Genomic DNA, 24,782 nt, shown 5'->3' with positions numbered 1-24,782 from the left:
GGGAAGGAGGAGGGGGCCGGGGAAGGCGGGGCTACGCCGTGAGCTCCTGCTGGAGGGCGTCCCGCAGCCGCGCCGCGCGCTCGGCGACCTCCGCGGGGCCCAGCTCGACCGCCCGGGCGCACCACCGCTGGCCCTCGGAGAGCGCCCCCCGGCGGGCGGCCAGGAGGGCCAGACGCAGCGCGGCGCGGCCGTGGCCCGCTTGGGCGGCGCGGGTCCACCACAGGGCGGCCTCGGGCTCGCTGCCCTCGCGGGCGAGGAGCAGGCCCAGGTTGAACGCGCCGTTGCTGCTGCCGGCCTCGGCGGCCTCGCGGTACCAGCGGGCGGCCTCCACCACATCGCCCCGGCCGGCCGCGAGCATGCCCATGCGCACCTGCGCGCGCCGGTGGCCCTGCCGGGCGGCGCGCTCGTACCACTCCTCGTACTCGGGCACGGCGGGCTCCGTCTCGGCCCGGCCGAGGGACCCGCGGGGCGCGCCCCCGTCGGCGGACGGCCGGTCCAGGAGCGCGCCCAGCCGGAAGGCGGCCTCGGCGCTGCCGCCCCCGGCCGCGCAGCGCAGATGGCGCTCGGCCTCGCGGCCGTCGCCCTCGCGCAGCAGGACGATGCCGACCTGGAGCGCGGCATCGGTGTGCCCGGCGGCGGCGGCCCGCTCGTACCACTGGTGGGCGGCCCGCTCCTCGCCCCGCCCGGCGTACAGGATGCCCAGGTTGAACGCGGCGTCCACGCTCCCGGCCTCGGCGGCCTTGGAGAACCACGGCTCGGCGCCGGCCGCGTCGGAGCGCTGGAGCAGCATGACGGCCACCGCGTTGGCGGCCTCGCGGTGCCCCGCGTAGGCGGCGCGGCGGTACCACTGCTCGGCCTGCGCGGCGCGGCCCTGCTCGGCGCAGAGCAGCCCGAGGTTGTACGCGCCGTTGATGTCCCCGGCGTCCAGGGCGGTGCGGTACCAGCGCTCGGCGGTCTGGGTCTCGCCGCGGTCGGCGTGCAGGGCGCCCAGCGCGTTGGCCGCGTTGCCGTCGCCGTCCTGGGCGGCGCGGTGCCACCAGACGGCGGCGCTGTCGGTGTCGCCCGCGTCACGCAGCAGGAAGCCGAGCGCGCAGGCGGCGCGGGCCTCGCCGTCCTTGGCGGACGTCAGGTACCAGCGGCCCGCCTCCTGGATCTCGCCGCGCTTCTCCAGGAGCGTGCCCAGGTGGAGCGCGGCACGGCGGTGGCCGCGCGCGGCGGCCTGCCGGTACCACTTCTCGGCCTCCGACTCGGCGCCGGGACCGGCGCGGCCTCTGACGGCCTCGTCCTCGCGCTTGTCGAGGATGCGGGCGAGGCGGTACGAGGCCTCGCGGTGGCCGCGCTCCGCGGCGGACCGGAACCAGTGCTCGGCGCCGATGTCGCTGCGGTGCTCCAGCAGGTCGCCGAGGGCGTAAGCGCCCAGGGCGTGGCCGGACTCGGCGGACTGGCGCAGCCAGTACTCGGCGGCGGGCTCGTCCCCGCGCTCACGGTGGTGGCGGCCGAGGGCGTGGGCCGCGGCGGCGGACCCGGCGACGGCGGCGATGCGCCACCAGCCTGCCGCCTCGTCCGCGTAGCCGCGCTGATGGAGAAGGACACCGAGGTTGTTGGCAGCGGCCCGGTCGCCCGCGGCGGTGGCCCCGCGCAGATGCGCCTCGGCACCGTCGAGGTCGCCGCGGCGCAGCAGCAGCGCACCCAGGGCGCTCATCGACGCGATGTCGCCGGACTCGGCGGCCCGGCGGTGCCGGGCCTCCTCCTCGGCATCGTCGTGAGTGTGCGCAAAACGCCCTGTCTCCAACAGACTGACCCTGTCCCCCATAAATTCCATCGTGGCATCACCTGCAACCCGGGTACACCTTGGTATACCGCAGCCGATGAGGTCACTTCAGCGTTTTGTCGACATGCCCACAGAGAGACAACCCAAACGCTTGTATCGCGATTCCTTGGGTAGACGTCCGGCGGACACACGACAAGGCCCGGATCCTTTCGGATCCGGGCCTTGTCTGTCAGTAGCGGGGACAGGATTTGAACCTGCGACCTCTGGGTTATGAGCCCAGCGAGCTACCGAGCTGCTCCACCCCGCGCCGTTGTTTCTCAAGGTTACCACGGCGCGGGGTGGCGGCCGCCCGGATATTCACCCGAGCGGCCGGGGCGTCAGCTCAGGCGTCTTCCCGTCTCGCCTTGTCGTCGGCGGACTGACCCTGCTTCTGGTCCTGCTGTCCGCCGTCCTGGCTCTGGCCCTTCTTCTCGGCCGCCTTCTCCTCGGCCTTGGCGGCCCGGTCCAGCGCGTCCTTGAGGTCCTGCTGGGCCTTGCCGTAGGCCTCCCAGTCCTGCGGGTCCTTCTTGAGCGCCTCCTGGGCCTGCTCGTACGCCTTCTGGGCGTCCTTCAGGGCCTGCTCGACCGTGGCGTTACCGGCCGCCGGCGGCTTGGAGGTGTCGCCACCGCCACCGCCGCCGTCCTGGCCACTCGAGGAGTCGGACGGTTCGCTCTGACCGAAGACCACGTCCAGCGCCTTGCTGAGCGAGCTCTCGAAGGCGGTCTTGTCCCCGTAGCTGACCAGCACCTGCCGCAGCAGCGGAAGGTCCGTACCGGCGCCTCGCAGATAGACCGGCTCGACGTACAGCAGGCCACCGCCGAGCGGAACGGTGAGCAGATTGCCGTACTCGATATCCGAATCGCCCCGCTTGAGAATGTTGAGCGTTTCGGCGATCTTGTCATCGGAGTTGAATTTGGACTGCACCAACTGTGGACCGGCCACACCGGTGTTGGACGGCAGTTTCAGGATTCTGATCTTGCCGTAGCCGCTGCTCTCCGAATCCGCGTCCACCGCCACGAAGGCACCGAGGTTGTCCCGGCCCTTGGGCGTGAGCGTCGTCGTCAGCGAGAAGGTCTGCTCCTTCTGGTCCGGCATCTTCATGCTCAGGTAGTACGGCGGTACCGAGGTGCCCTTGTTGGTCGGGTCGTCCGGGACCTGCCACACCTCACTGCCGCTGTAGAACGTCACGGGGTCGGTGACGTGGTAGCGGGTGAGCAGCTCGCGCTGCACCTTGAACAGGTCCTGCGGATAGCGCAGATGCTCCATCAGGCTGGAGCTGATCGCGCTCTTCGGCTTGACCGTGCCCGGGAACGCCTTCTTCCACGTCTTCAGCACCGGGTCCTTGGTGTCCCACTCGTACAGCGTGACCTTGCCGTCGTACGCGTCGACGGTCGCCTTGACCGAGTTCCGGATGTAGTTGACCTTGTTCTGCTGCGCGACCACCGACCGCTCGCCGTCGTGGTCGTTGAGCGAGTCGGCCGTCGTGTCGCCGAGTGTCGTACGCGACGCGTACGGATAGCCGTCCGTCGTCGTGTAGGCGTCCACTATCCACTTGACCCGGCCGTCGACCACCGCCGGATAGGCGTCGCCGTCGATGGTCAGCCACGGGGCGACCGCCTCGACGCGCTCCTTGGGCGTGCGGTTGTAGAGGATCCGCGAACCGTCCCCTATGGCCCCGGAGTACAGGATCTGGGGCTCACTGAAGGTCAGCGCGTACGCGGCGCGGGTGATCGGGTTGGACAGCTTGACGCCGCTGTCGCCCTGGTACCGGTAGGTCTTCTCACCCTTGTCGCTGGAGTAGTCCAGCTCCTTCTGCGGACCGCCGACGATCGAGTACTGGGTGGTCTTCTCGCCGTAGTAGATGCGCTGCTCGTACTTCGGGAGCTGACCCTTGGACGGCAGGTCCTCCTCGATGAAGTCCGGAGCGCCGCGCCGCGTCTGGGACGTCGTGGTGCCCTTGGCCGCGACCGCGCCGTACCCATGGGTGTACTTGAAGTGGTCGTTGATCCAGTTGTGCTCGGGGATACCGCTCACGTTCAGCTCGCGCAGCCCGATGACGGTGTCCTGGTCCTTGCCGTCCGGGGTCTTGTAACGGTCCACGTCCAGGGTGGACGGGAAGCCGTAGTAGTCCTTGACCTGCTGGAGCTGCTGGAAGGTCGGGGAGACCACATTCGGGTCGAGCAGCCGCAGGCTGGCCGTGGCGTCGGCGTCGGCGCGCAGCTGCTTGCGGTCCGCGTCCTTGGGCGCCTCGCCCTCGTAGTCCCGCACGTCGGAGCCGTCGATGCCGTACGCCTTGCGCGTGGCCTCGATGTTCTTCTTGATGTACGGCGTTTCCTTGGCCTGCTCATTGGGCTGGACCTGGAACTTCTGCACGATCGCCGGGTAGAGCCCGCCGATCAGGATCGCCGACAGCACCATCAGGCCGAAGCCGATGACGGGCAGCTGCCAGGTGCGCCGCCACAGCGTCGCGAAGAACAGCACGGCGCAGATCGCCGCGATGCAGAAGAGGATCGTCTTCGCGGGCAGATAGGCGTGGGCGTCCACATAGCGCAGACCGGTCCAGTTGCTGGACGACTTGAAGTCGCTCGACTTCACCGCAAGCCCGTACCGGTCGAGCCAGTACGCCACGGCCTTGAGGCTGACGAAGATGCCCAGCAGCACCGACAGATGGCCGGTGGCCGCGCCGGTCGCGCGGGCGCCCGGGCTGGTGACGCGCAGGCCTCCGTAGAGGTAGTGCACCAGCGCGGCGGCGACCAGCGAGAGCACCGTCGCCGCGAAGCCGAAGCTCAGCAGGAAGCGGTACCAGGGCAGGTCGAAGGCGTAGAACTTGACGTCCAAGTGGAACTGCGGGTCGTACTGGTGGAACGGCACGCCGTTGACCCACAGCAGCCAGGTACGCCACTGGCTGGACGCGGAAGCTCCCGCGATCAGCCCGACCACCACGGTGATCGCCAGCAGCACCCACTTCTTGTAGGGCGCGATGCCCATGCGGTAGCGGTCCAGGCTCTGCTGCTCCAGCGACATCGCGCTCAGCGGCGGCCGCAGCCGGTGCGCCAGCCAGATGTTGACGCCGACGGCCAGGGACATCAGCAGGCCGAAGACGAAGAACAGACCGATCTTGGTCCACAGGGTGGTGGTGAAGACCGAGGAGTAATGGACCGAGCGGTACCAGAGCCAGTCGGTCCAATACCCCGCGAACATGACGAAGAGCATGGCCAGCACGGCCAGCACACCCAGGGTCATGAGCAGGGTCCGGACTCGCCGGGACGGTCGGCCGACTCTGATCCGCGGCCCCGTCGGGCCTCCGCCGCGGTCCGGCATCTGGAAAGCCAAGGTGTGCACCTCGAAGTTCGCTGTCGACTAGCGGGTCCGGGCAGTAGGACCCAATGGAGCAACTTACCCAGGCTTTACTCAGTTCCCGTTTCCGGGTCCGATCAGGGCACGATATGACCCATGTCGAACGTTCCCCCTCCCTCCGGGCCCCTGGCCGCCAATCCGCTGACCCGTGCCGTCCTCGAGATCGACGAGTACGCCGCCGGGCTCGGCTGGGACCGCCCGGCCCGCCTCTTCGCCCTCGTCGACACCGCGCGGCTGCGCGAACAGGAGCCCGGCCTGGCCGCCCAGCTCGGGCTCGACGAGGAGACCGACACCACGGAGGCCGCCACCCTCACCCCCATCGAGCAGGACGAGCTGCCCGCTGGCACCCCCTTGGACGAGTTCCTGGCCACCATCGCCTGGCCCGACGCGGTGGTCGGCTGCGCACTCACCGTCGAGCGCCTGATGCTGCCGCCGTCCGCCGAGGACTCCGTGCCCCAGAACCTGAGCGAGAAGCAGCTCGCCGCCTGGGTCGCGAAGCATCCGGACCGCCAGGAGGTCCGCATGACGGTCGCGGTGCTGCGGGACGGGTCGCGCGAGGCGGCGGTGCGGCTGCGCGAGAAGGACTCGCCCACCGACGTGCTCACCGGCGCCGACCTGGTGCCGGGGCTGGCCGAGGCGCTGTCCGCCACCTTCGCCGACTGACGGCGGCGGGGGCCGCGGCGGGCCGGGGCTGCGGGGGCCTGCGGGGCCTCCGCTCAGCCCCCGCCCGGGCTCAGCCCTTGGCGCACTTGGGCAGTGCGGCGGTGTCCCCCGCGCGGATCTGCTTCAGGGCCTTCATCGCCCCGTCGAGAGTGTGCACCTTCACCAGCGTGAGGCCGCCGGGCTTGTCCGCGGCGGCCGCCGCGCAGTTCTCCTGGGGCGTGAGGAAGTACTCCGCGCCCGCCTTCCGCGCGCCGATGGTCTTCATCTGGATCCCGCCGATCGGGCCGACGGTGCCCATGTCGTCGATGGTGCCCGTGCCCGCGATGAACTTGCCGCCGGTCAGGTCCCCCGGCGACAGCCGGTCCACGATGCCCAGCGCGAACATCAGCCCGGCGCTCGGCCCGCCCACGTCGGCCAGCTTGATGTCGATCTTCAGCGGGAAGGTGTAGTCGACTCCGGGCCCGATGCCGACGATCGCCCGTCCGTCCTTCGCCTTCTCGGTGGTGACGGTGACCGACTCGCGGCGCGTGGCCTCCTTGTTCTGCTTCTCCGCCGCGGCCGCGTCCTTGGCCGGGACGACCGTGAAGACCACCTTCTCGCCGGGCTTGTGCTTGGTGATCAGCTTGGCGACGTCCTCAGCGCTGCGCACCGGCGAGCCGTCCACCTCCTTGATCACATCGCCCGCGTGCAGCTTGCCCTGGGCCGGCTTGTCCCGCTCCACGCGGGCCACGATGACGTGGGCCTTGACCTTCTTGCCCAGCTGCCTGAGCGCCGCCACCTTCGCGCTCTCCTGGGACTGGGTGAACTCCTCCGCGTTCTCCTGGTTCACCTCGTCCGCCGTCTTGTCGTCCGGGTAGAGCGTGCTGTGCGGCACCACCACTTCGTCATGGGCCAGCCAGCCGTAGACGGCCTCCACGAGGTTCATCTTGTACTCGGAGCCGGTGACGCGCACCGTCGTCATGTTCAGATGCCCGCCGGTGGTCTCACAGCCCTTCTGGCCGGAGATCTGAAGCACGCACTCGCCCTCGTGCGACCCCAGAGTGTTGTAGGTCGGCCCCGGCGACATCTCGGAGTACGGCACCGGGATCAGCAGCCCGGCGCACAGCAGCGCGATCAGCATCAGGAGGGAAGCGAGCATCGTCGCGGTGCGGCGTGGCATGGAACGACAGTACGGGACACGCCCGTCAGTGCACCGCCCGGGCCGTCCGTACGAGCCGACGGCCGAGGGCGGCGACGACTAGGCGGCGTCCGAATCGGAATGTGCGCGTTCCATCGCCTCACGGAACCGCGCGTACCCGGCGAGCTCGGCAACGTCCCCGGTCTTGCGGGTGCGTGAGGCCCAGCCCGTATAGAGCACGGCAGCCAGTGCGGCAAGAACCGGAATGAGCAACCACAGAAGCACACTCATAGCGGCCTCCCATCCCCATGACACAACCGCGACTGACAGATGAGCAGATTAATCCTCCGCCATGTCAACGCTCGGGGCAGGGTGCGGGTTACGCAACCGGAGTACATCCTTCAGCGGTACACCTCCACCCGCCCGCCCTAAGCGCCCCTTACGCGCCCACCCGCCCTCCCGTCACCCGACCACCACCCCTCAACGAGGCGCTACGCGCCCACCCATTCGTCTGTGCCGTCGCTGAAGGTCTGGTGCTTCCAGATGGGGACCTCGCTCTTGAGGTCGTCGATCAGCCGGCGGCAGGCCGCGAAGGCCTCGGCCCGGTGCGGGCAGGCCACGGCCACGACCACGGCCAGGTCCCCGATCGCGAGGTCCCCGACCCGGTGCACCGCCGCGAGCGCCCGCACCGGGAAGTCCGCCGCGACCTTCTCGGCCACCCGGCGCAGCTCCGCCTCGGCGGACGGGTGGGCTGAGTAGCCGAGTGCGCCCACGTCAGCGCCTCCGTCGTGGTCGCGCACTGTGCCGACGAACAGCGCGGTGCCCCCCGCGGCGGCGTCGCCGACCGCCCCGAACACCTCGTCGACGGACAGGGGGGTGTCACGGATCGCGAGCAGGCGGATCGGATCGGCGGCCGCGAGCTCGCCCGGATGGTCGTACCTACGTCCCATGCGCCCCATCGTGCCCCACCGCACTCACTCCACGGAATGCCGGATCTTGCCGGATGGCGGAACATGGTTTCCGCTCAGGCCCTGCGGCGTGCCCTACGGGCGCGGCGGACGATCGCCGCGGTGCCCACCAGGGCCACCGTCGCGCCGGCGGCGCCCAGCGTCGTGGCGGCGTCCTTGCGGCCGAGCCGCCGCCCGGCGACCGTGTGGCGCCCGGAGACCTCCTCCAGCAGCTCGGCAAGAACCTCCTCATTGGTCCACCGCGGGCGCCAGCCCGCCTCGTGCAGCCTGCTGCCGCTGACCGCCCAGGGGTGCATGGTGTACGCCAGGTCGCCCGCCGGGGACGGGGTCAGGCCGAGCCGGTGCAGCCGGGAGGCCGCGCCCAGGGCGACCGCGGAGGGCAGCTCCATGCGCCGGATGCCCGACAGCTCCTCGATCTCCTCCTGCTCCAGCCACCCGTCGCAGCCGACCGCCAGCTCACCCTCGACCTTCTCCAGGGCGGCGTACTCCAGCGCCTCGACCAGGTCCTCGACATGGCAGAACTGCCAGGTGGGCCGGGATCCGGCGACCACCAGGAGGCGCGGCGACTCGAAGTAGCGGGTGAGCGCGGTGTCCGTGCCGCCGACCAGGATGGCGGGGCGTACGACGGTGACGTTCAGCCCGGGGTGGGCCCTGGGCGCGCGCTGGGCGAGCCGCTCGATCTCCAGCAGGTCCCCGACGCCGGTGGCCTCTGCCGTGGCGCGCAGCTCCGCGTCCTCGGCGAGCGGCACGTCGTTGTCGGGCAGCGCCCCGTAGACCATCGCGGAGGTGCACAGCACCACGCGGCGCACCCCGGCGGCCGCGGCGGCGGTCAGGACGGTCTGGGTGCCGCGCACGTTGTAGGCCGTACGGGCGGCCGGATCGGTGCCCAGGTCGAGGTCGACGGCGAGGTGGACGACGACGTCGGCGCCCCGCAGCTTCTCGGCGATGGCCGGGTCACGCACGTCCAGGACATGCCACTGCGCCTCGGTCACCTCGCCGCGGCGCTCGTCGATGGCCAGGACGTGCTTGATCTCGTCGGATTCGGCGAGCCGCTGCGTGAGCAGGGCTCCGGCGCCCGACGCGGCGCCGGTGACCGCGACGACGGGGCGTCGCGCGGTGCGCGGCGTATCGTTTCGCGCTGCGCGAATTTCTCGGTCAGCGGCGCGAACTTCTCGGTCTGGGGAACTCACCGGGCGTCTCCAGCGGTTGTCTTCAGTACGCAGCGCACTGACGCATACGTACCAGGTGACGTCCATCCTGCCGCAGGCCCGCTATCAGCGAAGCACTGAGCCCGCAAACCGGCGAGGTGTCTAGGCTGGGTGGTGATGCAAGGCATTCGCCGCCGGCCCGGGCCGGCGGCCCTACGAGCCGAGGGAACCCGTGAGTGACACCCCATTCGGATTCGGCCTCCCGCCGGAGGAGCCGGATGACGGCGACGACGGCAAGAAGAAGGGCGGCCACGGCGGCAGTCAGGGCCCCGCGAATCCGTTCGGGTTCGGCGCGGGCGGTGGCGGCGGTGAGAATCCGTTCGCCGCGATGTTCGGGTCGCTGAACCCGAGCGACCTGGGCGCGGCCTTCCAGCAGCTGGGCCAGATGCTCTCCTATGAGGGCGGCCCGGTGAACTGGGACATGGCCAAGGACATCGCGCGGCAGACGGTGGCGCGCGGCACGGCGGACGGCACCAAGGACTCGAGCGTCGGCCCGGCCGAGCGCGCCGCGGTCCAGGAGGCCCTCCGCCTGGCCGACCTGTGGCTGGACGGCGTCACGTCGCTGCCCTCCGGCTCGGGCGCCGCGCTGGCCTGGAGCCGCGCCGAGTGGGTCGAGGCCACCCTGCCGGTGTGGAAGGACCTGGTGGACCCGGTCGCCGAGCGGGTCGGCGCCGCCATGGGCGATGTGCTCCCCGAGGAGATGCAGGCCATGGCCGGCCCGCTGCTCGGGATGATGCGCTCCATGGGTGGCGCGATGTTCGGCACCCAGATCGGGCAGGCGGTGGGCGTGCTGGCCGGCGAGGTCGTCGGCTCCACGGACATCGGGCTGCCCCTGGGGCCCGTGGGCAAGGCGGCGCTGCTCCCGATCAACATCGCGGCGTTCGGCTCCGGGCTCGGCGTCCCCGAGGAGGAGGTCCGGCTGTACCTGGCGCTGCGCGAGGCCGCCCACCAGCGGCTGTTCTCGCATGTGCCGTGGCTGCGCTCGCATCTGTTCGGCGCGGTCGAGGGGTACGCCCGCGGGATCAAGGTTGACACCGCGAAGCTGGAGGACGCGGTCGGCCAGCTCGACCCGACCCACCCGGAGCAGCTGCAGGAGGCGCTCCAGCAGGGCATGTTCCAGCCGGAGGACACCCCGGCCCAGAAGGCCGCGCTGGCGCGTCTGGAGACCGCCCTGGCGCTCGTCGAGGGCTGGGTGGACGCGGTGGTGCACGCCGCCGCGGCGCCCCATCTGCCGTCGGCCGACGCCCTGCGCGAGACGCTGCGGCGGCGCCGGGCGAGCGGCGGCCCCGCCGAGCAGACCTTCGCCACGCTGATCGGCCTGGAGCTGCGGCCGCGCCGGCTGCGCGACGCCTCGCGGCTGTGGGCCTCGCTGACCGACGCCCGCGGTGTGGACGGGCGCGACGGGCTGTGGGCGCACCCCGACATGCTGCCGACGGCCGAGGACCTGGACGACCCGGACGGCTTCGTCCACCGCGAGCAGCTGGACTTCTCCGAGCTGGACAAGATGCTCGGCGAGGCCGCGGGCGGCGAGAAGGGCACCGGCGGCCCTCAGCAGGCCGGCGGCGCCCAGGACGGCGAGGACGACGGCGACAAGGGCAGCGGCGGCAAGGGCGAGAGCGGCCGGTGAGTCTGCACCAGGACGCGGCGCGCGTGCTGCGCGAGTGGCCCGCGCCGGACGCCGCGCAGGACCGGCTGCGGCAGGACTACGGCGACCATCTGGCCGCGTATCCGGACGGCATGTGGAAGGCCTGCCAGGACGGGCACATCACGGCCAGCGCGCTGGTGATCGACCCGTCCCAGGAGCGGGTCCTGCTGACGCTGCACCGCAAACTGAAGATGTGGCTCCAGATGGGCGGCCACTGCGAGCCCGAGGACGCCACCCTGGCGGGCGCGGCGCTGCGCGAGGCCACCGAGGAGTCCGGGATCGAGGGGCTGACGCTGCTGCCGGGCGGCCCGGTGCGTCTCGACCGCCATCGGACCCCGTGCGCCTGGCACCTGGATGTGCAGTACGCGGCGCTGGCCCCGCGGGGCGCGGTCGCGGCGATCAGCGAGGAGTCGCTGGATCTGCGCTGGTTCGGCTATGACGAGGTGGCGGGCGTGGCCGACGAGTCGGTGCACCGCCTGGTGGCCCGTACCCGCGCGCTGGTGTAACGACCTGGGGCGCCATAGGGAGTGGGCCAAGGAGCGGCGTCCGGTGCGGTCGATCGCAAGGCACCGGAAGGTCCTCGTAGCGGAGCTACTTGGGCATTTCGGTAACGCCGCGAGCGGCCGTGCTGGACGTCGCGACGCCGCTCCCTATGGCGCCCCAGGTCGTAAGGGAAGCGCGCGGGTACGGCGGGCCCCGGGCCGCCACACCCGGGGCGTCGACTGCCGTCGGCCGACATCAGCGGCCGTCGGTGGCCGTCAGTTGCTGAAGATGTTGCCCTGGTTCTGCCCACGGGCGCCCTGCTGGCCCATGCCGAACTGGGCGGCCGCCCCGCCGCCGATCGTCGCGTCCTGCGGCGGCAGCAGCTCGCTGGGCTGCACCAGCGCATAGCCCTGGCCGAGGAAGCTGAGCTCCCAGCCCTCCCCCGTGTTGCCACGGCGCCGCCACACTCCGCTGGAGTGCGTCTGGGCCTGCATCTGGACCCGCAGCGAGGTGGACCAGGCGACGATGGCGTCCGCGTCCACATTGACGTACTTGTCGGGGGTGACCTGCATCATCAGCGGCTGGCCCGAGGTCATCAGGGCCACCTTGCCGCGGCCGGAGATGTTGAGGTTGTACTTCCCCGAGCCGGAGATGCCGTACTGGCTGTCCACCGCGATCGACTCCCAGTGCAGGGTGGAGTCGAGCGCGAGCACATAGGCGCTGTCGACGGTCAGCCCCTCGTGGTCCACATCCAGGACGTGGATGTGCTGCGCGAGGTTGGCCAGGTAGACGGTGCCCTGGCCGGAGCAGCGCATCAGGTCCAGCGCCTCGCCGGTGCGGGCCCGGGCGCGCTGCTGCCCCTGCGTCTGGTATTCGCCGTCGAACTCGATCAGCCCCTGGTAGGCGACCATGGCGCCCTTGCGGGCCAGTACGTCCTCATGGCCGTTGAGGGCGACCCGCAGCAGCTGCGGGTTCTGAAGCGCGTAGCGGTCCTGGGTCTGGGCCTCGGTGAAGCCGAAAAGCGGGCTCTGCATGGTGTCTTCGCTCCCCCTCAGCCCCGCGCCCGGAGCCGGTCAGTGCTGTCCTCGCTGGGCTGGACGACGACGAAGCCCTGCCCGGAGAAGCCGAGCTGGTAGGCCTCGCCGCTGCCCCGGCCGATCAGGGACGACGCCTTGAAGCTGCGCTTCCCCTTCACCTTGAGATTGGTGGACCAGGCCACAAGTGCGTCCGGGTCCACATAGGTCTCGTCCTCGCCGCGGCCGCAGTCGACCACGATGGGGGTGCCCCGGGAGGTCAGGGCGACCCAGCCGGTGCCGGAGACGCCCACGTTGAACAGGCCCTGCCCGGCGAACTTGGCGATCCCCTTGACCCGCTCGACGCCCCACTGGAGGTGGGCGTCGAAGGCAAGCAGATTGGTCCCGTTCACCGACAGCGAGTCGCCGTTGAGGTTGACGCACACGACGTCCGCGCCGTAGTCGGCGAGATAGAGCAGGCCGTCGCCGCTGCACTTCATGAGCGGGGCGCCCTCCCCGGTGAACCACTGGGAGGCCATCTGGCGCACCGCGGGCGGGTTGGGCTCGTACTGGATGAAGCCCTCGTACGCGACCATCGAGCCGGTGCGGGCGAAGAGGTCCTGGCCGCTCTGCATGGCGACCTTGAGCATGCTGCTGCCGTGGTTCTCCATCCGGGCGGAGACCGGGGCCGGCGCGTAACCGTTGATCAGTTGCTGGTCCATGGCGGTCCCTTTAGACCTCGTAGGGCTGGACGACGATGAAGTTGCCGGGCGCACCGCGGAACTGGAGGTTCACGGTCTCCCCGCTGTGGCCGGGGTAGGCGTTGCGGCGCAGCCGCACCTGGCTGGAGATGATCACCTGTGAGGCGGCGGACCAGGCGACGACGGCGTTGGCGTCGGCGAAGGTCGTGGGGGTGACCGGCAGCACGACGGGCGTGCCCAGGGTCTTCACGACGACGGTCCCGGTGCCCTGGAACTGCATGGTGAACAGCGCCCCGCCGGGGATCCCGTGGCCCTCGATCCGGCGCACCTCGTGGTGCAGCCCCTCGTCGAAGGCCAGCACGCTCTCGGCGGACACGCAGATCGCGTCGCCCTGGAGCTCGATGGGGTGGAGTTCGGCGGCATCCTCGGCGAGGAAGACCTGGCCCTGGCCGGTGCAGCGCATCAGCTGCATCTCCTGGCCGGTCGCGTTGCCCGTGATCCGGCCGCGGAAGCCGGCGCCCTTGTAGCTGAAGTCGACCTTGCCCTGGTAGAGCACCATCGAGCCCTGGCGGGCCAGGATCGGCTGGCCGCCGACCCCGAGGTCGGCCCGGATGAGCCGGGGGTTCTGCGGCGTCCAGCGCTGGCCGGTGGGCGCCTCGCGGTACTTGGCGAGCGCGGCCTGGACGCCGGGGGCGGCGCCGCCGCCCTGCGGCTGGGCCGGCTGGCCGTACGGCGCGGGTTGGCCGGGGTACGGGGCGGGCTGGGCGGGCTGGCCGTACGGGGCGGGGGCCGGGGGCATCTGGCCCGGGGGCTGGCCGAACTGCGGCTGGCCGGGGTACGGCGCGGGCTGGCCCGGGGGCGGCACCTGGCCGGGCGGCGGCACCTGGCCGGGGGGCACGATCGGCGCGGCGATGGTCGGTGCCGCGTGCATCTGCGGCGGGTTGGGGGCCACCGGAGGGGGCGTGCTGCCGGGCGGCGGCGCGAAGCCCTGCGCGGGCGCGGGCTGCGGGGCCTGCGGTGCGGGCTGCGGCGGGCCGAAGTCCGGGGCGGGCTGCGGCGCGGCGGCCGGGGGCGCGAACCCCGGCGCGGGGGCGGCCTGGCCGGGCGGCGCGAAGCCGGGGGCCGCGCCCTGGGCGGGGGCGGGCTCCTCCTCGGCGACCTCGCCGCCGAAGTTCTTGAGGAGCGCGTCGAGGCCGCCGTCGAAGCCCTGGCCCACCGCGGCGAACCGCCACACGTCCTTGAGGTAGAAGTCACCGAGCATCACGGCGCGTTCGGTGCTGAACTCCGCGCCGGTGAAGGAGTAGCGGACGACCTCCTCGCCGCCCGCGACGACCCGGATGTAACCGGGGCCGACCTGGGACATCTGGCCCGCGCCGTCGATGGTGGCGGTGAAGGAGAGCTTGTGGATGTGGGCCGGGATGCTGTCGAGGGTGACGCGGAACGACTCGGCGTCGCCGGCCTGCGCCCCGAGCTGCTGGATCGCTTCCTCGGGGGACTTGGGCTGGTTGAAGAAGATGAAGTAGCGGTCGTCGGAGAGCCGCTCGTCGGCGTCGAGGCCGAAGCAGGTGATGTCGAAGGTCAGGCCGGGCCCGGCGATCTGCACACCGACATACAGATCCCTCCCCGCGGTCAGATCACTGAGCTTGGCCTTGTGGCCGCGTTGGAATTCCCTGGCCATACGTAACGACCGTCCCCCATCCCGATAGCGGAGAATGCATTGCGCGCCAGGCTAACCGCTGCCGCCGAGAAGGAGCGACGCCGGGGAGCGACGTGTGGTTCCGGTGACTACTCGGCCGGGGCCGGGGGGAGGTGCGGCAGTCTTCCTGCGGCCACCACGCCCTCCAGATACCCCCGCGCCCGCTCGGTCCGCGGATACGACTCCAGCAGCTGCCAGAAGCGCCGGCCGTGGCCGGGCACCAGCAGATGGGCCAGCTCGTGGACGAGGACGTAGTCCACCACGTACTCCGGCATCCCCTGGAGGCGGTGCGAGAGCCGGATGCTGCCCTCGGACGGGGTGCACGACCCCCAGCGGGTGTTCTGGTTGGTGACCCAGCGGACGCTGGCGGGGCGGGCCCGCCCCGCCAGGTACTGCTCGGACAGCCACTCGGCGCGGTCCGCGAGCTCCGTGTCGCCGAGCATCCGCTTGCTCTCCTGTGCGGCGAGCTTGTCGAGCATCACCCCGACCCAGCGCTGCTCCTCCGCCTCGGACATGCGGGCGGGGATCAGGACGATGGTGCGGTCGCCCTCGCGGTACGCCGAGACCGTTCTGCGCCGCCGTGTGCTCCGGCGGACCTCGACCGCGCCCGGGCCCCGGCCGGGCGGGCTCTGGGCGCCGCGCGTCCTGGCGGCGCTGTGCGAAGAAGTCTCCCCGGCGAGGTGGGGGGAACGGTCGGCAGACACCCCTTGACGTTACCCGCTGGCAGCCGGGGAAGTCCCGCCGCGCACCGGGTCGCCGGACGAACCACTCCACCGTGGTCATCGCTTGTACGACTATCCCCCGGGGCTGTGGACAACTTTCGGCGGCGGCGTGGCGGGGTCGCGCAAGCTGGGTGCAGTTCGGAGACGGGGACTGTGACCACGGGGGTGGCGATGCATCCGATGCTCAAGCCCGCGCTGCGGCGCGGCTGGCGAAGCCGGGACACCGTGCAGTTCGGGGTGGCCCGGGCCCATGCGGTGGTGGTGGGGCCGCTGGACACGGCGACGGGCAGCTTTCTGGAGCTGCTGGACGGCACGCGCGGGCTGCCGCTGCTGCGGGAGGAGGCCAGGGCCCTGGGGTTGCCGGAGGGGCGGGCCGACGCACTGGTGGAGCGGCTGGCGGCGGCCGGTCTGCTCGACGATCCGGTGGAGGGCGGTGAGCGGGCGGCCGCGGCCTGGGGCCGCGGGGCGGCCCTCGATCGGCTGCGGCCCGATCTGGCGGCGCTGTCGGTGCTGTGTCCCGAGCCGGGGGCCGGGGCGCGGCTGCTGGCCGCGCGCGGTGCGATGCGTGTGCAGGTGAGGGGCGCGGGCCGGGTCGGGGCGGCGGTGGCGGCGCTGCTGTCGGCCTCGGGGGTCGGGCGGGTCGATGTGGTGGACGGCGGCTGTGTCGAGCCGTGGGATGTGATGCCCGGCGGGCTGCCGCCCGAGCGGATCGGCGAGCGGCGGGACGCGGCGGCGCGCGGCCTGGTGCGGCGGTCCGCGCCGGGGCCGATGCCGCGCCGGCCGTCGGCGGGCCCGATGCCCTCGGGCGAGCCGGGGCTGAGCCTGGTGGTGTTCGCCCCGCGCGACGGGCTCGCGGCCTATGCACCGGATCCGGCGGAGGCCGAGCCGCTGCTGGCCTCGGGGACACCTCATCTGTACGCGGGGGTGCTGGAGGCGACGGGGGTGGTGGGGCCGCTGGTGTGCCCGGGGATCACCCCGTGTGCGGGGTGCGTCGCGGCGGGGCGGGCCGAGCGGGAGCCGGCCTGGCCGAGGATGCTGGCGCAGTGGCGGTCCGGCCGCCGCCGGCCCACCTGGGCCTGCGACACCGCGTTGGCCACGGTGGTCGCGGGGGTCACGGCCGTGCATGCGCTGGGTTTTCTGGACGGGCGGCTGCCGGCCGCCGCCGGAGCCCGGTTGGAGGCGGCGCTACCGGCTCTCACCTGGGACATGCGGCGGATCGAGCCCCATGCGGAATGCGGCTGCGGTGCGGCGGAGCGGACTGATGCGGTATATGCCTCGGTTGCCGAGGACCCGCACGCGACAATGTCCGGGTGACCGGCGTCCGCCAAGTGGGCGACGGGGGCCCGGGGGCCACCTCCCGGGAATGGCTCAGCTGTAGTTGGAGGGGCGCATGTCCGATCTGCCGCGCAAGGCGATCACCCGTACCGCCAAGCTGGCGACGCTGCCCTTGGGGTTCGCCGGGCGCGCCACCTGGGGTCTGGGGAAGCGGATAGGGGGACGGCCGGCGGAGATCGTCGCGCGAGAGGTGCAACAGCGCACCGCGGAGCAGATGTTCAAGGTGCTCGGCGAGCTCAAGGGCGGTGCGATGAAGCTCGGCCAGGCCATGTCGGTCTTCGAGTCGGCGCTGCCGGAAGAGATAGCCAAGCCCTATCGGGCGGCGCTGACCAAGCTCCAGGAGGCGGCGCCACCCATGCCGACCCGCACGGTGCACGGCGCGCTGGAGCAGCGGCTGGGCCCGGAGTGGCGCGAACTGTTCGCCGAGTTCGACGACAAGCCCGCGGCGTCCGCCTCGATCGGGCAGGTGCACCGGGCGGTGTGGCACGACGGGCGCACGGTCGCGGTCAAGGTGCAGTACCCGGGCGCGGGCGAGGCACTGATATCCGACTTGAACCAATTGAGCCGATTTGCCCGAGTCTTGGGGCCGTTGGTGCCGGGCCTGGATGTCAAGCCGCTCATCGCCGAGCTGCGCGAGCGGGTGGCGGAGGAGCTGGACTACGAGCTGGAGGCCGACTCTCAGCGCATCCACGCCGAGGAGTACGCGGAAGATCCGGATGTGGTGGTCCCGCAGGTGGTGCACCAGAGCGACCAGGTGCTGATCACGGAATGGCTGGACGGCATACCGCTCTCCGAGGTGATAGCCGAGGGCACGCCCGAGGAGCGGAACCGGGCCGGACAGCTGCTCGCGCGCTTCCTGTTCTCGGGCGCCTCCCGCACCGGGCTGCTGCACGCCGACCCGCACCCGGGCAACTTCCGGCTGCTGACCGGTGACGCCCCGGATGGTCCGCCGGAGAAGTGGAAGCTGGGGGTGCTGGACTTCGGTTCGATGGACCGGCTCCCGGGCGGGCTTCCCGAGCCCATCGGCATCGCCCTGCGGATGGCGCTGGAGGGCGATGCCCAGGGGGTCTATGACCTGCTGCGCGGCGAGGGGTTCGTCAAGCCGGCCATCGAGCTCGACCCGGAGGCGCTGCTGGACTTCCTGCTGCCCATGCTGGAGCCGGCCCAGGTGGAGGAGTTCACCTTCGACCGCCAGTGGCTGCGCCGCCAGGCGGCGCGGGTGGCCGATCGTCGCTCCCCGGTCTATGAGCTGGGCAACCAGCTCAATCTGCCGCCCGCCTATCTGCTGATCCACCGGGTGTGCCTGAGCACGATCGGGGTGCTGTGCCAGCTGGGCGCGGAGGTGCGGCTGCGCAATGAGCTGGAGGACTGGGTGCCCGGCTTCGCCGAGCGGGACGAGGAATACACAGAAGAAGCAGCAGAGGCACCCGAGACGGTCGAGGCCGTCGAGGCCACAGAGGTGGAGGAAGCGGACAAGGGTTCGTCGGAGATCGTCGCTGAGGTGCCCGGGAAGACGGCTGAGGCATCTGCCTGAAGCGTCCGCCCTCATGGCGGACAGACGAAGGGGCCGGTCCGATCGGACCGGCCCCTTCGTATCCCCCTGTGTTACTGCATGACCGCCACGGCCAGAGCGCGGCGGGCGCGGAGCGAGGCGCGCTCCGCACGGCGCTGCATCCGCCGCGCCGCGGCGAGCCGGAGCGCCCTGCGTTGAGACTCGGCCTCGTGCAGTCGTTCACGCATATGCGCACGGGCCAGGGCTTCTGGGATGAGTTGCATTTCACGGGTCCTGTTCTGGCGCGACTCGGTCGCACCCGAAGTGTTGCGGGCTGAGGTGTCGGAGACGGACGGGGTCATCGGGACCTGTTTCATCGGGTCGTGCGTCGCTGGGCGATCGATGGTGCCGGTGGCGTTCATGCCATGACCGGGTTCTTGCGCGGGCGACCACGCGGCCGCTTCCGGGCGACGACGACGCCCTGGACGAAGAGCTCGCCGCCCCACACCCCCCAGGGCTCACGGCGGTCCTTGGCCCCGGCGAGGCAGGCCTCACGCAGCGGGCAGGTCTGACAGAGCGACTTGGCGTACTCGACGTCGGCCGGGGACTCGGCGAAGAAGACTTCCGGGTCGTAGGAGCGGCACGGCACGGCCACGCCGAGGTTCTCGATGGCCTCATCCAACTCGGTGAGGGCGGTAAGCGGGGTCAAGGAGTCCTCCGAAGGGTCGGGCGGGGGGATCAGGTCGGTCGCTACGGACGGCGTGTGTGCCTTGAGTTGCACGGTCGTCAGTTCCTCGTCTTTTCGGTCCGGCTGGTGGCCGGACGCGGGCAAATCAAAAGGGCCGCGGATCCCGGTGTGGGTTCCGCGGCCCTGGAAGGTGCCGACCTGATCGTGGATCAGGCTGGATAACTCCAGGGTCCAAGCCCGCGGAGGGCCCACTTCTGGTGGTGCTGCTGCGTCGTCCGGGATCCGGCACCATTGGCCGCAAACGCATAGGCAATCGCCCGCGCGGTCGCTGCTACCGCAGGTGCCTGGATCGGTCGCTCGCTGAGACGTGCTTCATTGGCGCCGGTGGACAGACCGGTGCCAGGCAGTTCAAAGCCGAGCGGGCAGGCGGCGACGACCGAACGATCGGTCATTTTGATGGTCTTCATGAAGCTGATCATTGGGCTCGCCTCCTCTCGGCGTCTCAGGGACCGTCTCGAATCCGGTCCGGCTAGTTCAGTACAACACGGATTCATCGGATCCCGGAAGGGCCGTTGTCTCCGTGCTCGGAAGGCTATGGGTATGCGCTCCGCGCGCGCAAACTATTTTTCCGTCGAGTTTTGCGCGGTGTCTTCGGGACCACTTCCGCCGGTCCCGTCGGCATCCTCCGCCCGGGTGAGTTCCCGCCCGGAGCAGAGCATGAGGACGTCGGCACCGAACTTGTCGAGCTTCCGCCTCCCCACTCCAGGGATGCCGGCAAGCTCCCCTTCGGTTCCCGGCACAGCCTCGGCGATCGCCAGCAGCGTCTTGTCGGTGAAGACGCAATAGGCGGGCTGACTCAGCTGTCCGGCCTGCTCGGCCCGCCAGTCCCGCAGCCGCTCGTACAGCGCCTCGTCCATCTCGGAGGGGCAGTCCTCGCAGCGCCTCAGCTTCATCTCGCCCCCGTCCGTCAGCGTCCTGCCGCACACCCGGCAGTGGACCGGGCCACGCCGCTTGCGGACCGGGCCGGTCGCGCCGCCGCTGACGCCGCGCTCGATGCCGCCGCCCCCGCCCGGAGCGCGGGGGACGGAGGCCGCGGAGCCGGGGCGCAGCCCGTTCAGAAAACGGCTGGGGCGGCGGTTCGCGCGGCCCCCGGGAGAGCGCGAGAGGGCCCAGGAGAGGGCCAGATGGCGGCGGGCGCGGGTGACCCCCACATAGAGCAGCCGACGCTCCTCCTCCACCTGCGCGTCGGTCTTGGCGTAGGTGATGGGCACCATGCCCTCGGTGAGCCCGACCAGAAAGACCGCGTCCCACTCCAACCCCTTGGCGGCGTGCAGTGAGGCGAGTGTCACACCCTCCACCGTGGGCGCGTGCTGGGCCGCCGCCCGCTCGTCGAGCTCCGCCACCAGGTGGGCCAGGGTGACCTGGTGGCCCTCCGCCAGACGGCCCGCGCAGAACTGCTCGGCCAGCCGCACCAGCGCCGCCAGGGACTCCCAGCGGTCCCGCACCGCGCCCGACCCGGCCGGGGGCTCCGGCGTCCAGCCGCGGGTGCCCAGCACGGCCCGCACCTGGGAGGGGACATCCGCGTCCGTCAGCGCGGGGTCGGCGCTTCCGGCGCGGGCCGCGCCGCGCAGCAGCAGCCCGGCCTCACGCACCTCGGAGCGCTCGAAGAACCGCTCGGCGCCGCGCAGCTGGTAGGGCACCTGGGCATCGGCCAGCGCCTGCTCGTACACCTCCGACTGTGCGTTGACCCGGTAGAGGATGGCGACCTCGCTCGCCGGGATCCCGCCGCCGCCCCGCTCCACGGGGGTGATCAGCTCGCGGATCCGGCGGGCCACCCCCTCGGCCTCGGCCGGCTCGTCCGCGTAGGCCGAATAGACCGGGTCGGGTCCCGGCTCGCGCTGCGACACCAGCTCCAGCCGGTGCTCGGCCGCCCGGCCCCGGGCCTGGGCCAGCACCCCGTTGGCCAGGTGCACGACCTGGGGCGTGGAGCGGTAGTCGCGGATCAGCTTGACGACCGTGGCACCCGGGTGGCGGGTGCGGAAGTTCAGCAGATGGTCGGGGGTGGCGCCGGTGAAGGAGTAGATGGTCTGGCTGGCGTCGCCGACCACGCACAGGGTCTCCCGGTCGCCGAGCCACAACTCGAGCAGCCGCTGCTGGAGCGGGCTGACGTCCTGGTATTCGTCGACCACGAAGTGCTGGTACTGACGGCGCACCTGGTCGGCGATGTCATGCCGCTCCTGGAGCACCCCGACCGTCAGCAGCAGCACATCCTCGAAGTCGATCACCCCGCGCTCGCGCTTGAGCTGCTCGTACATGCCGTAGATCCGGGCGATCTCGGCGGCGTCGCGCGGGGCCTCCCGGCCGGACTTGGCGGCCGCGGCCGGATAGTCCTCGGGCACCGTCTGGGTGACCTTCGACCACTCGATCTCGCCCGTCACATCCCGCAGCTCATTGCGGTCCAGCCGGACCCGGCAACGCGCCGCGGCCTCCGCGACCAGCTGCACCTTGCGCTCCGCCAGCCGCGGCACCTCGCCGCCCACCGCCTTGGGCCAGAAGTACTGGAGCTGGCGCAGCGCGGCCGAGTGGAAGGTGCGCGCCTGCACCCCGCCCGCGCCCAGCTGCCGCAGCCGCCCGCGCATCTCCCCCGCCGCGCGGTTGGTGAAGGTGACGGCGAGCACGCTCGCGGGCTGGAAGACTCCCGCACGCACCCCGTAGGCGATCCGGTGGGTGATGGCACGGGTCTTGCCCGTGCCGGCTCCGGCCAGCACGCACACCGGGCCCTGGAGGGCCGTGGCCACCTCGCGCTGCTCCGGATCGAGCCCTTCGAGCACCGCGTCGGCGTCGCGCGGAACCGCCGCGTACTCGGCCGGCGTGGAGACTCGCGGGAAGAGAGGGGAGGGCGTTGCTGCTGTCACCCCGCCATGCTGCCAGGTCCGCTGAGACCGCCGGGACGGTTGTCCACAGCCGTGACCACCCGGTCATCTCATCTGCCTGCCGGTCATCCGCCTGCCGATCATCTGCCTGCCGGCGGGGGCCCCGTCGCACGGCGGCGAGGGTCGCGCGGCGGCGGGGGAATCTCCGGGGCCGGGCGGACGTTCCACCACTGCCATACGCCGAGCCTCACGGAGAGGCCGAGCCCCGAGGAGAGTAGGACCGATGTCCGGCACTGTGACGATGTACAGCACCACCTGGTGCGGCTACTGCCGCCGGCTCAAGGGCCAGATGGACCGCGAGGGAATCGCGTACACCGAGGTCAACATCGAGCAGGACCCGGAGTCGGCGGCCTTCGTCGAGAAGGCGAACGGCGGCAACCAGACGGTGCCCACCGTGCTCTTCGCCGACGGCTCGACCCTGACCAACCCCTCCCTCGCCCAGGTCAAGGCGAAGGTCGGCGCCTGAGCCTGGCGCCTGTGCCCAGCCTCACACCCGGGCTCGCACCCGGCCTCGGGCGCGGGCTCAGGCCCTGGGCAGCGGCTCCCCGTACCAGAGCTCGATGAGACGGGCCGCGATCGAGATACCCGACGGAGGGAGCACCTCCCCGGACTTGAACGCGGCCCGCAGCTCGTCCCGCGAGAACCAGCGCGCCTCGTGGATCTCCTCCCCGTCCACCTGGATCCGGGAGGTGGTGGCGCGCGCCATGAAGCCGAGCATCAGGCTGGACGGGAACGGCCACGGCTGGCTGGCCACATACTCGACCTGGCCGACCGTGACGCCCGCCTCCTCCGCCACCTCGCGCACCACGGCATGCTCGATCGACTCGCCCGGCTCGACGAAGCCCGCGAGCGTCGAGAAGCGCCCCTCGGGCCAGTGCATCTGGCGGCCCAGCAGCGCCCGGTCCTGCTCGTCGGTCACCAGCATGATCACGGCCGGGTCCGTCCGCGGATAGTGCTCGGCCCCGCAGGCCGGGCAGCGGCGGATGTGCCCCGCCGCCGCGATCACCGTGCGCTCGCCGCAGCGCGAGCAGAAGCGGTGCAGCCGCTGCCAGTTCTCCAGCGCCACCGCGTGCACCAGCAGCCCGGCGTCCCGCGCCGACAGCAGCGCGCCCGCCTCCCGCAGCCCCGCGGGGCGCGCCGACTGGTCCATCCGGCCCGGCAGCGCGTCCTTCTGGAGCGCGAAGTAGCGCACCCCGTCGTCGTCGGTGCCCAGGAAGTAGCGGTGGTTCTCGGTGAGCGGGGCCTCGAAGGACGGGGTCATGACGAGCTCGGTGCGCCCGTCGGAGGTGTCGTCGACCAGCGCCTGGCCGCCGGAGACCACGAAGACCCGCGTCGTCGGGTGGCTCCACGCCGCGGCCAGCCACGCCTCGTCCAGACGGTGGTGCGCGGCACGGTCGATGCCGCTCGCGCCGCTGAGGGCGATCGGCAAGTCGTCGGTGCGATCGGTCCAGGTGGTCACGGCTGCTTCCAACTCCCCCTGAGGAACGGGTGTCTTACCTACATATGCGTGCTATACGGGGCGTTTCTCCGCGAGATCGCACCACAGGTACGCGGCCGTCTCGGCGCCCCTCATGAGCAGGTCGAGCTCGACCTTCTCGTTCGGCGCGTGCCAGCCGTCGGAGGGCACCGAGATGCCCAGGAAGAGCACCGGCGCCCCGAGCACGTCCTGAAGATCGGCGGCCGGTCCCGAGCCGCCCTCCCGGGTGAAGCGGATCTCGGTGCCGAAGGCCCGCCCCATGGCCCGCGCCAGCGACTGGAGCGCCGGGTGGTCGAGGGGGGTCAGACAGGGGCGGGTCGCGTTCCCGAAGGCGATCTCATGGCGGATGCCCGTCGGGAGCCGGGCCGCGACCCACTCCCGCACCGCCGGCTCGAGCTTGTCCGCGTCCTGGCCCGCCACCAGCCGGAAGGACAGCTTCAGCTGGGCGTACGACGGCACGATCGTCTTGCCGCCCGGCCCCTGGTAACCCCCGCCGATCCCGTTGACCTCCGCGGTCGGGCGGGCCCAGATCCGCTCCAGGGTGGAGTGGCCCGCCTCGCCGAGCGTGGCGTGCGAGTGCGCCGAGCGCAGCCAGGCGCCCTCGTCGAAGGGCAGCTCGGCGAACAGCTCGCGCTCGCGGTCGGTCAGCTCCACGACCCCGTCGTAGAAGCCGGGGATGGCGACGCGGCGGTCGGCGTCGTGCAGGGCGGCGGCCAGCCGGGCCGCCTCGGTGGCCGGGTTCGGGACCGCGCCGCCGAACGAGCCGGAGTGGATGTCCTGGTCGGGGCCGTAGAGATCGATCTGGCAGTCCGCGAGACCGCGCATGCCCGTGCAGACGGTCGGGGTGTCCTCGGACCACATCCCGGTGTCGGAGACGATCACGGTGTCACAGGCGAGCCGGTCGGCGTGGGCCTGGATCAGCTCGGCGAAGTGCGGCGAGCCGGACTCCTCCTCGCCCTCGACGATCAGCTTCAGGTTGACCGCGGGGGCGGTACGGCCGGTCGCCGCGAGGTGGGCCCGTACGCCCAGGGTGTGCAGGAACACCTGCCCCTTGTCGTCGGCGGCGCCGCGCGCGTACAGCCTGCCGTCCTTGACTGTGGGCTCGAAGGGCTCGGTGTGCCAGCCGTCCTCCCGGGCGGCGGGCTGGACGTCGTGATGCCCGTAGACCAGCACGGTCGGGGCGTCCGGATCACCGGACGGCCACTCCGCGAACACGGCCGGCGCCCCGGCCGTCGGCCAGGTCTCGGCCACCGGGAACCCCGTGGCGGTCAGGCTCGCCGCCAGCCACTCCGCGCTCCGCCGGACGTCGTCGGCGCGGGCGGGGTCGGCGGACACGGACGGAATGCGCAGCCACTCGGCGAGATCATCGAGGAACGCGGCGCGGTTGCCTTCCACGTAGGTGCGGACGGCGATGTCCGTGTCCGGGGTATTACTCATGCACTTGAGCCTATCCGGCCCGGAGGGGTGCCAGGG

Annotated in this window: 22 protein-coding genes and 1 tRNA gene; 6 read left to right on the top strand and 17 right to left on the bottom strand. The window is 71.8% G+C overall.

The genetic code is table 11. The annotated features are described in order from the left end of the window. Window positions 1-31 precede the first annotated feature (31 nt). From ACH4S9_RS11110 to ACH4S9_RS11100, 3 genes are all read right to left on the bottom strand, one after another. The gene (locus ACH4S9_RS11110; protein WP_385348426.1) at window positions 32-1,822 is read right to left on the bottom strand and encodes a tetratricopeptide repeat protein; all 1,791 of its coding nucleotides are present in this window, start codon (window positions 1,820-1,822) and stop codon (window positions 32-34) included. 182 nt (window positions 1,823-2,004) lie between these two features. Next, window positions 2,005-2,078 (bottom strand) — tRNA-Met (locus ACH4S9_RS11105). Between the two features lie 75 nt (window positions 2,079-2,153). Then, window positions 2,154-5,132 carry a UPF0182 family protein gene (locus ACH4S9_RS11100; protein WP_398371826.1) on the bottom strand — a complete coding sequence of 993 codons (2,979 nt, stop codon included), beginning with the start codon at window positions 5,130-5,132 and terminating at the stop codon, window positions 2,154-2,156. A gap of 132 nt (window positions 5,133-5,264) precedes the next feature. Between ACH4S9_RS11100 and ACH4S9_RS11095 the strand changes: the two genes are divergently transcribed. Beyond that, window positions 5,265-5,831, top strand: a complete 567-nt coding sequence (locus ACH4S9_RS11095) for a PPA1309 family protein (protein ID WP_311729752.1) — start codon at window positions 5,265-5,267, stop codon at window positions 5,829-5,831. A 70-nt stretch (window positions 5,832-5,901) separates the two neighbouring features. On the opposite strand, the gene ACH4S9_RS11090 is transcribed toward ACH4S9_RS11095, so the two are convergent. The 4 genes from ACH4S9_RS11090 to ACH4S9_RS11075 all read right to left on the bottom strand — a co-directional run bounded on the left by ACH4S9_RS11090 (window position 5,902) and on the right by ACH4S9_RS11075 (window position 9,106). After that, complete coding sequence (locus tag ACH4S9_RS11090; RefSeq protein WP_352129762.1) at window positions 5,902-6,990, bottom strand: PDZ domain-containing protein; 1,089 nt, start codon at window positions 6,988-6,990, stop codon at window positions 5,902-5,904. A 78-nt stretch (window positions 6,991-7,068) separates the two neighbouring features. Then, window positions 7,069-7,239 carry a hypothetical protein gene (locus tag ACH4S9_RS11085; RefSeq protein WP_311729750.1) on the bottom strand — a complete coding sequence of 57 codons (171 nt, stop codon included), beginning with the start codon at window positions 7,237-7,239 and terminating at the stop codon, window positions 7,069-7,071. Between the two features lie 200 nt (window positions 7,240-7,439). After that, the gene (locus ACH4S9_RS11080) at window positions 7,440-7,907 is read right to left on the bottom strand and encodes a molybdenum cofactor biosynthesis protein MoaE (protein WP_311729749.1); all 468 of its coding nucleotides are present in this window, start codon (window positions 7,905-7,907) and stop codon (window positions 7,440-7,442) included. 65 nt (window positions 7,908-7,972) lie between these two features. Then, the gene (locus ACH4S9_RS11075; protein ID WP_385348433.1) at window positions 7,973-9,106 is read right to left on the bottom strand and encodes an SDR family oxidoreductase; all 1,134 of its coding nucleotides are present in this window, start codon (window positions 9,104-9,106) and stop codon (window positions 7,973-7,975) included. A 190-nt stretch (window positions 9,107-9,296) separates the two neighbouring features. Here ACH4S9_RS11075 and ACH4S9_RS11070 point away from each other — a divergent pair, with 190 nt between their 5' ends. Next, window positions 9,297-10,751, top strand: a complete 1,455-nt coding sequence (locus ACH4S9_RS11070) for a zinc-dependent metalloprotease (protein ID WP_385348436.1) — start codon at window positions 9,297-9,299, stop codon at window positions 10,749-10,751. Further along, window positions 10,748-11,275, top strand: a complete 528-nt coding sequence (locus tag ACH4S9_RS11065) for an NUDIX hydrolase (protein ID WP_358844477.1) — start codon at window positions 10,748-10,750, stop codon at window positions 11,273-11,275. The genes ACH4S9_RS11070 and ACH4S9_RS11065 overlap by 4 nt, the downstream gene beginning before the upstream one ends. A 252-nt stretch (window positions 11,276-11,527) precedes the next feature. Here ACH4S9_RS11065 and ACH4S9_RS11060 read toward each other — a convergent pair whose 3' ends face one another. The 4 genes from ACH4S9_RS11060 to ACH4S9_RS11045 all read right to left on the bottom strand — a co-directional run bounded on the left by ACH4S9_RS11060 (window position 11,528) and on the right by ACH4S9_RS11045 (window position 15,366). Then, entirely contained in the window at window positions 11,528-12,286 is a 759-nt protein-coding gene (locus ACH4S9_RS11060; RefSeq protein ID WP_361183317.1) for an AIM24 family protein, read from the bottom strand. Between the two features lie 17 nt (window positions 12,287-12,303). Then, window positions 12,304-12,987: an AIM24 family protein gene (locus tag ACH4S9_RS11055; protein ID WP_311729744.1), complete on the bottom strand. Its 684-nt coding sequence runs from the start codon at window positions 12,985-12,987 to the stop codon at window positions 12,304-12,306. A gap of 10 nt (window positions 12,988-12,997) precedes the next feature. Beyond that, the gene (locus ACH4S9_RS11050; RefSeq protein ID WP_398371205.1) at window positions 12,998-14,644 is read right to left on the bottom strand and encodes a TerD family protein; all 1,647 of its coding nucleotides are present in this window, start codon (window positions 14,642-14,644) and stop codon (window positions 12,998-13,000) included. Window positions 14,645-14,751: 107 nt separating this feature from the next. Then, the gene (locus tag ACH4S9_RS11045) at window positions 14,752-15,366 is read right to left on the bottom strand and encodes a M48 family metallopeptidase (protein ID WP_398371203.1); all 615 of its coding nucleotides are present in this window, start codon (window positions 15,364-15,366) and stop codon (window positions 14,752-14,754) included. A gap of 189 nt (window positions 15,367-15,555) precedes the next feature. Between ACH4S9_RS11045 and ACH4S9_RS11040 the strand changes: the two genes are divergently transcribed. Together ACH4S9_RS11040 and ACH4S9_RS11035 are read left to right on the top strand one after the other, a co-directional pair. Beyond that, entirely contained in the window at window positions 15,556-16,698 is a 1,143-nt protein-coding gene (locus ACH4S9_RS11040) for a ThiF family adenylyltransferase (protein WP_398371824.1), read from the top strand. A gap of 76 nt (window positions 16,699-16,774) precedes the next feature. Then, on the top strand, window positions 16,775-18,253 hold the full coding sequence (locus ACH4S9_RS11035; protein ID WP_398371201.1) for an ABC1 kinase family protein: 1,479 nt from the start codon (window positions 16,775-16,777) through the stop codon (window positions 18,251-18,253). Window positions 18,254-18,324: 71 nt separating this feature from the next. On the opposite strand, the gene ACH4S9_RS11030 is transcribed toward ACH4S9_RS11035, so the two are convergent. The 4 genes from ACH4S9_RS11030 to ACH4S9_RS11015 all read right to left on the bottom strand — a co-directional run bounded on the left by ACH4S9_RS11030 (window position 18,325) and on the right by ACH4S9_RS11015 (window position 21,814). Next, window positions 18,325-18,633, bottom strand: a complete 309-nt coding sequence (locus ACH4S9_RS11030) for a hypothetical protein (RefSeq protein ID WP_311729740.1) — start codon at window positions 18,631-18,633, stop codon at window positions 18,325-18,327. Continuing rightward, a complete protein-coding gene (locus ACH4S9_RS11025; protein WP_043486847.1) occupies window positions 18,630-18,992 on the bottom strand; it encodes a WhiB family transcriptional regulator in 363 nt (120 codons plus the stop codon). Before ACH4S9_RS11025 ends, ACH4S9_RS11030 begins: the two co-directional genes overlap by 4 nt. A gap of 116 nt (window positions 18,993-19,108) precedes the next feature. Beyond that, window positions 19,109-19,378 (bottom strand): hypothetical protein, encoded by a 270-nt coding sequence (locus ACH4S9_RS11020; protein WP_311729739.1) that lies wholly within the window; start codon window positions 19,376-19,378, stop codon window positions 19,109-19,111. 141 nt (window positions 19,379-19,519) lie between these two features. Then, window positions 19,520-21,814, bottom strand: a complete 2,295-nt coding sequence (locus ACH4S9_RS11015) for an ATP-dependent DNA helicase UvrD2 (protein ID WP_398371198.1) — start codon at window positions 21,812-21,814, stop codon at window positions 19,520-19,522. Between the two features lie 241 nt (window positions 21,815-22,055). On the opposite strand from ACH4S9_RS11015, the gene ACH4S9_RS11010 reads away from it, so the two are divergent. Next, entirely contained in the window at window positions 22,056-22,298 is a 243-nt protein-coding gene (locus tag ACH4S9_RS11010; RefSeq protein WP_385348455.1) for a mycoredoxin, read from the top strand. Window positions 22,299-22,355: 57 nt separating this feature from the next. Here ACH4S9_RS11010 and nudC read toward each other — a convergent pair whose 3' ends face one another. Together nudC and ACH4S9_RS11000 are read right to left on the bottom strand one after the other, a co-directional pair. Beyond that, window positions 22,356-23,291 carry an NAD(+) diphosphatase gene (gene nudC / locus ACH4S9_RS11005; protein WP_311729736.1) on the bottom strand — a complete coding sequence of 312 codons (936 nt, stop codon included), beginning with the start codon at window positions 23,289-23,291 and terminating at the stop codon, window positions 22,356-22,358. Between the two features lie 51 nt (window positions 23,292-23,342). Beyond that, window positions 23,343-24,746: a dipeptidase gene (locus ACH4S9_RS11000; protein WP_398371195.1), complete on the bottom strand. Its 1,404-nt coding sequence runs from the start codon at window positions 24,744-24,746 to the stop codon at window positions 23,343-23,345. Window positions 24,747-24,782: the final 36 nt, after the last annotated feature.

The sequence above is a fragment of the Streptomyces sp. NPDC021225 genome (assembly GCF_044332865.1).
Classification (GTDB): Bacteria; Actinomycetota; Actinomycetes; order Streptomycetales; family Streptomycetaceae; genus Streptomyces.
This window is presented reverse-complemented; position numbering and strand designations above follow the sequence as displayed.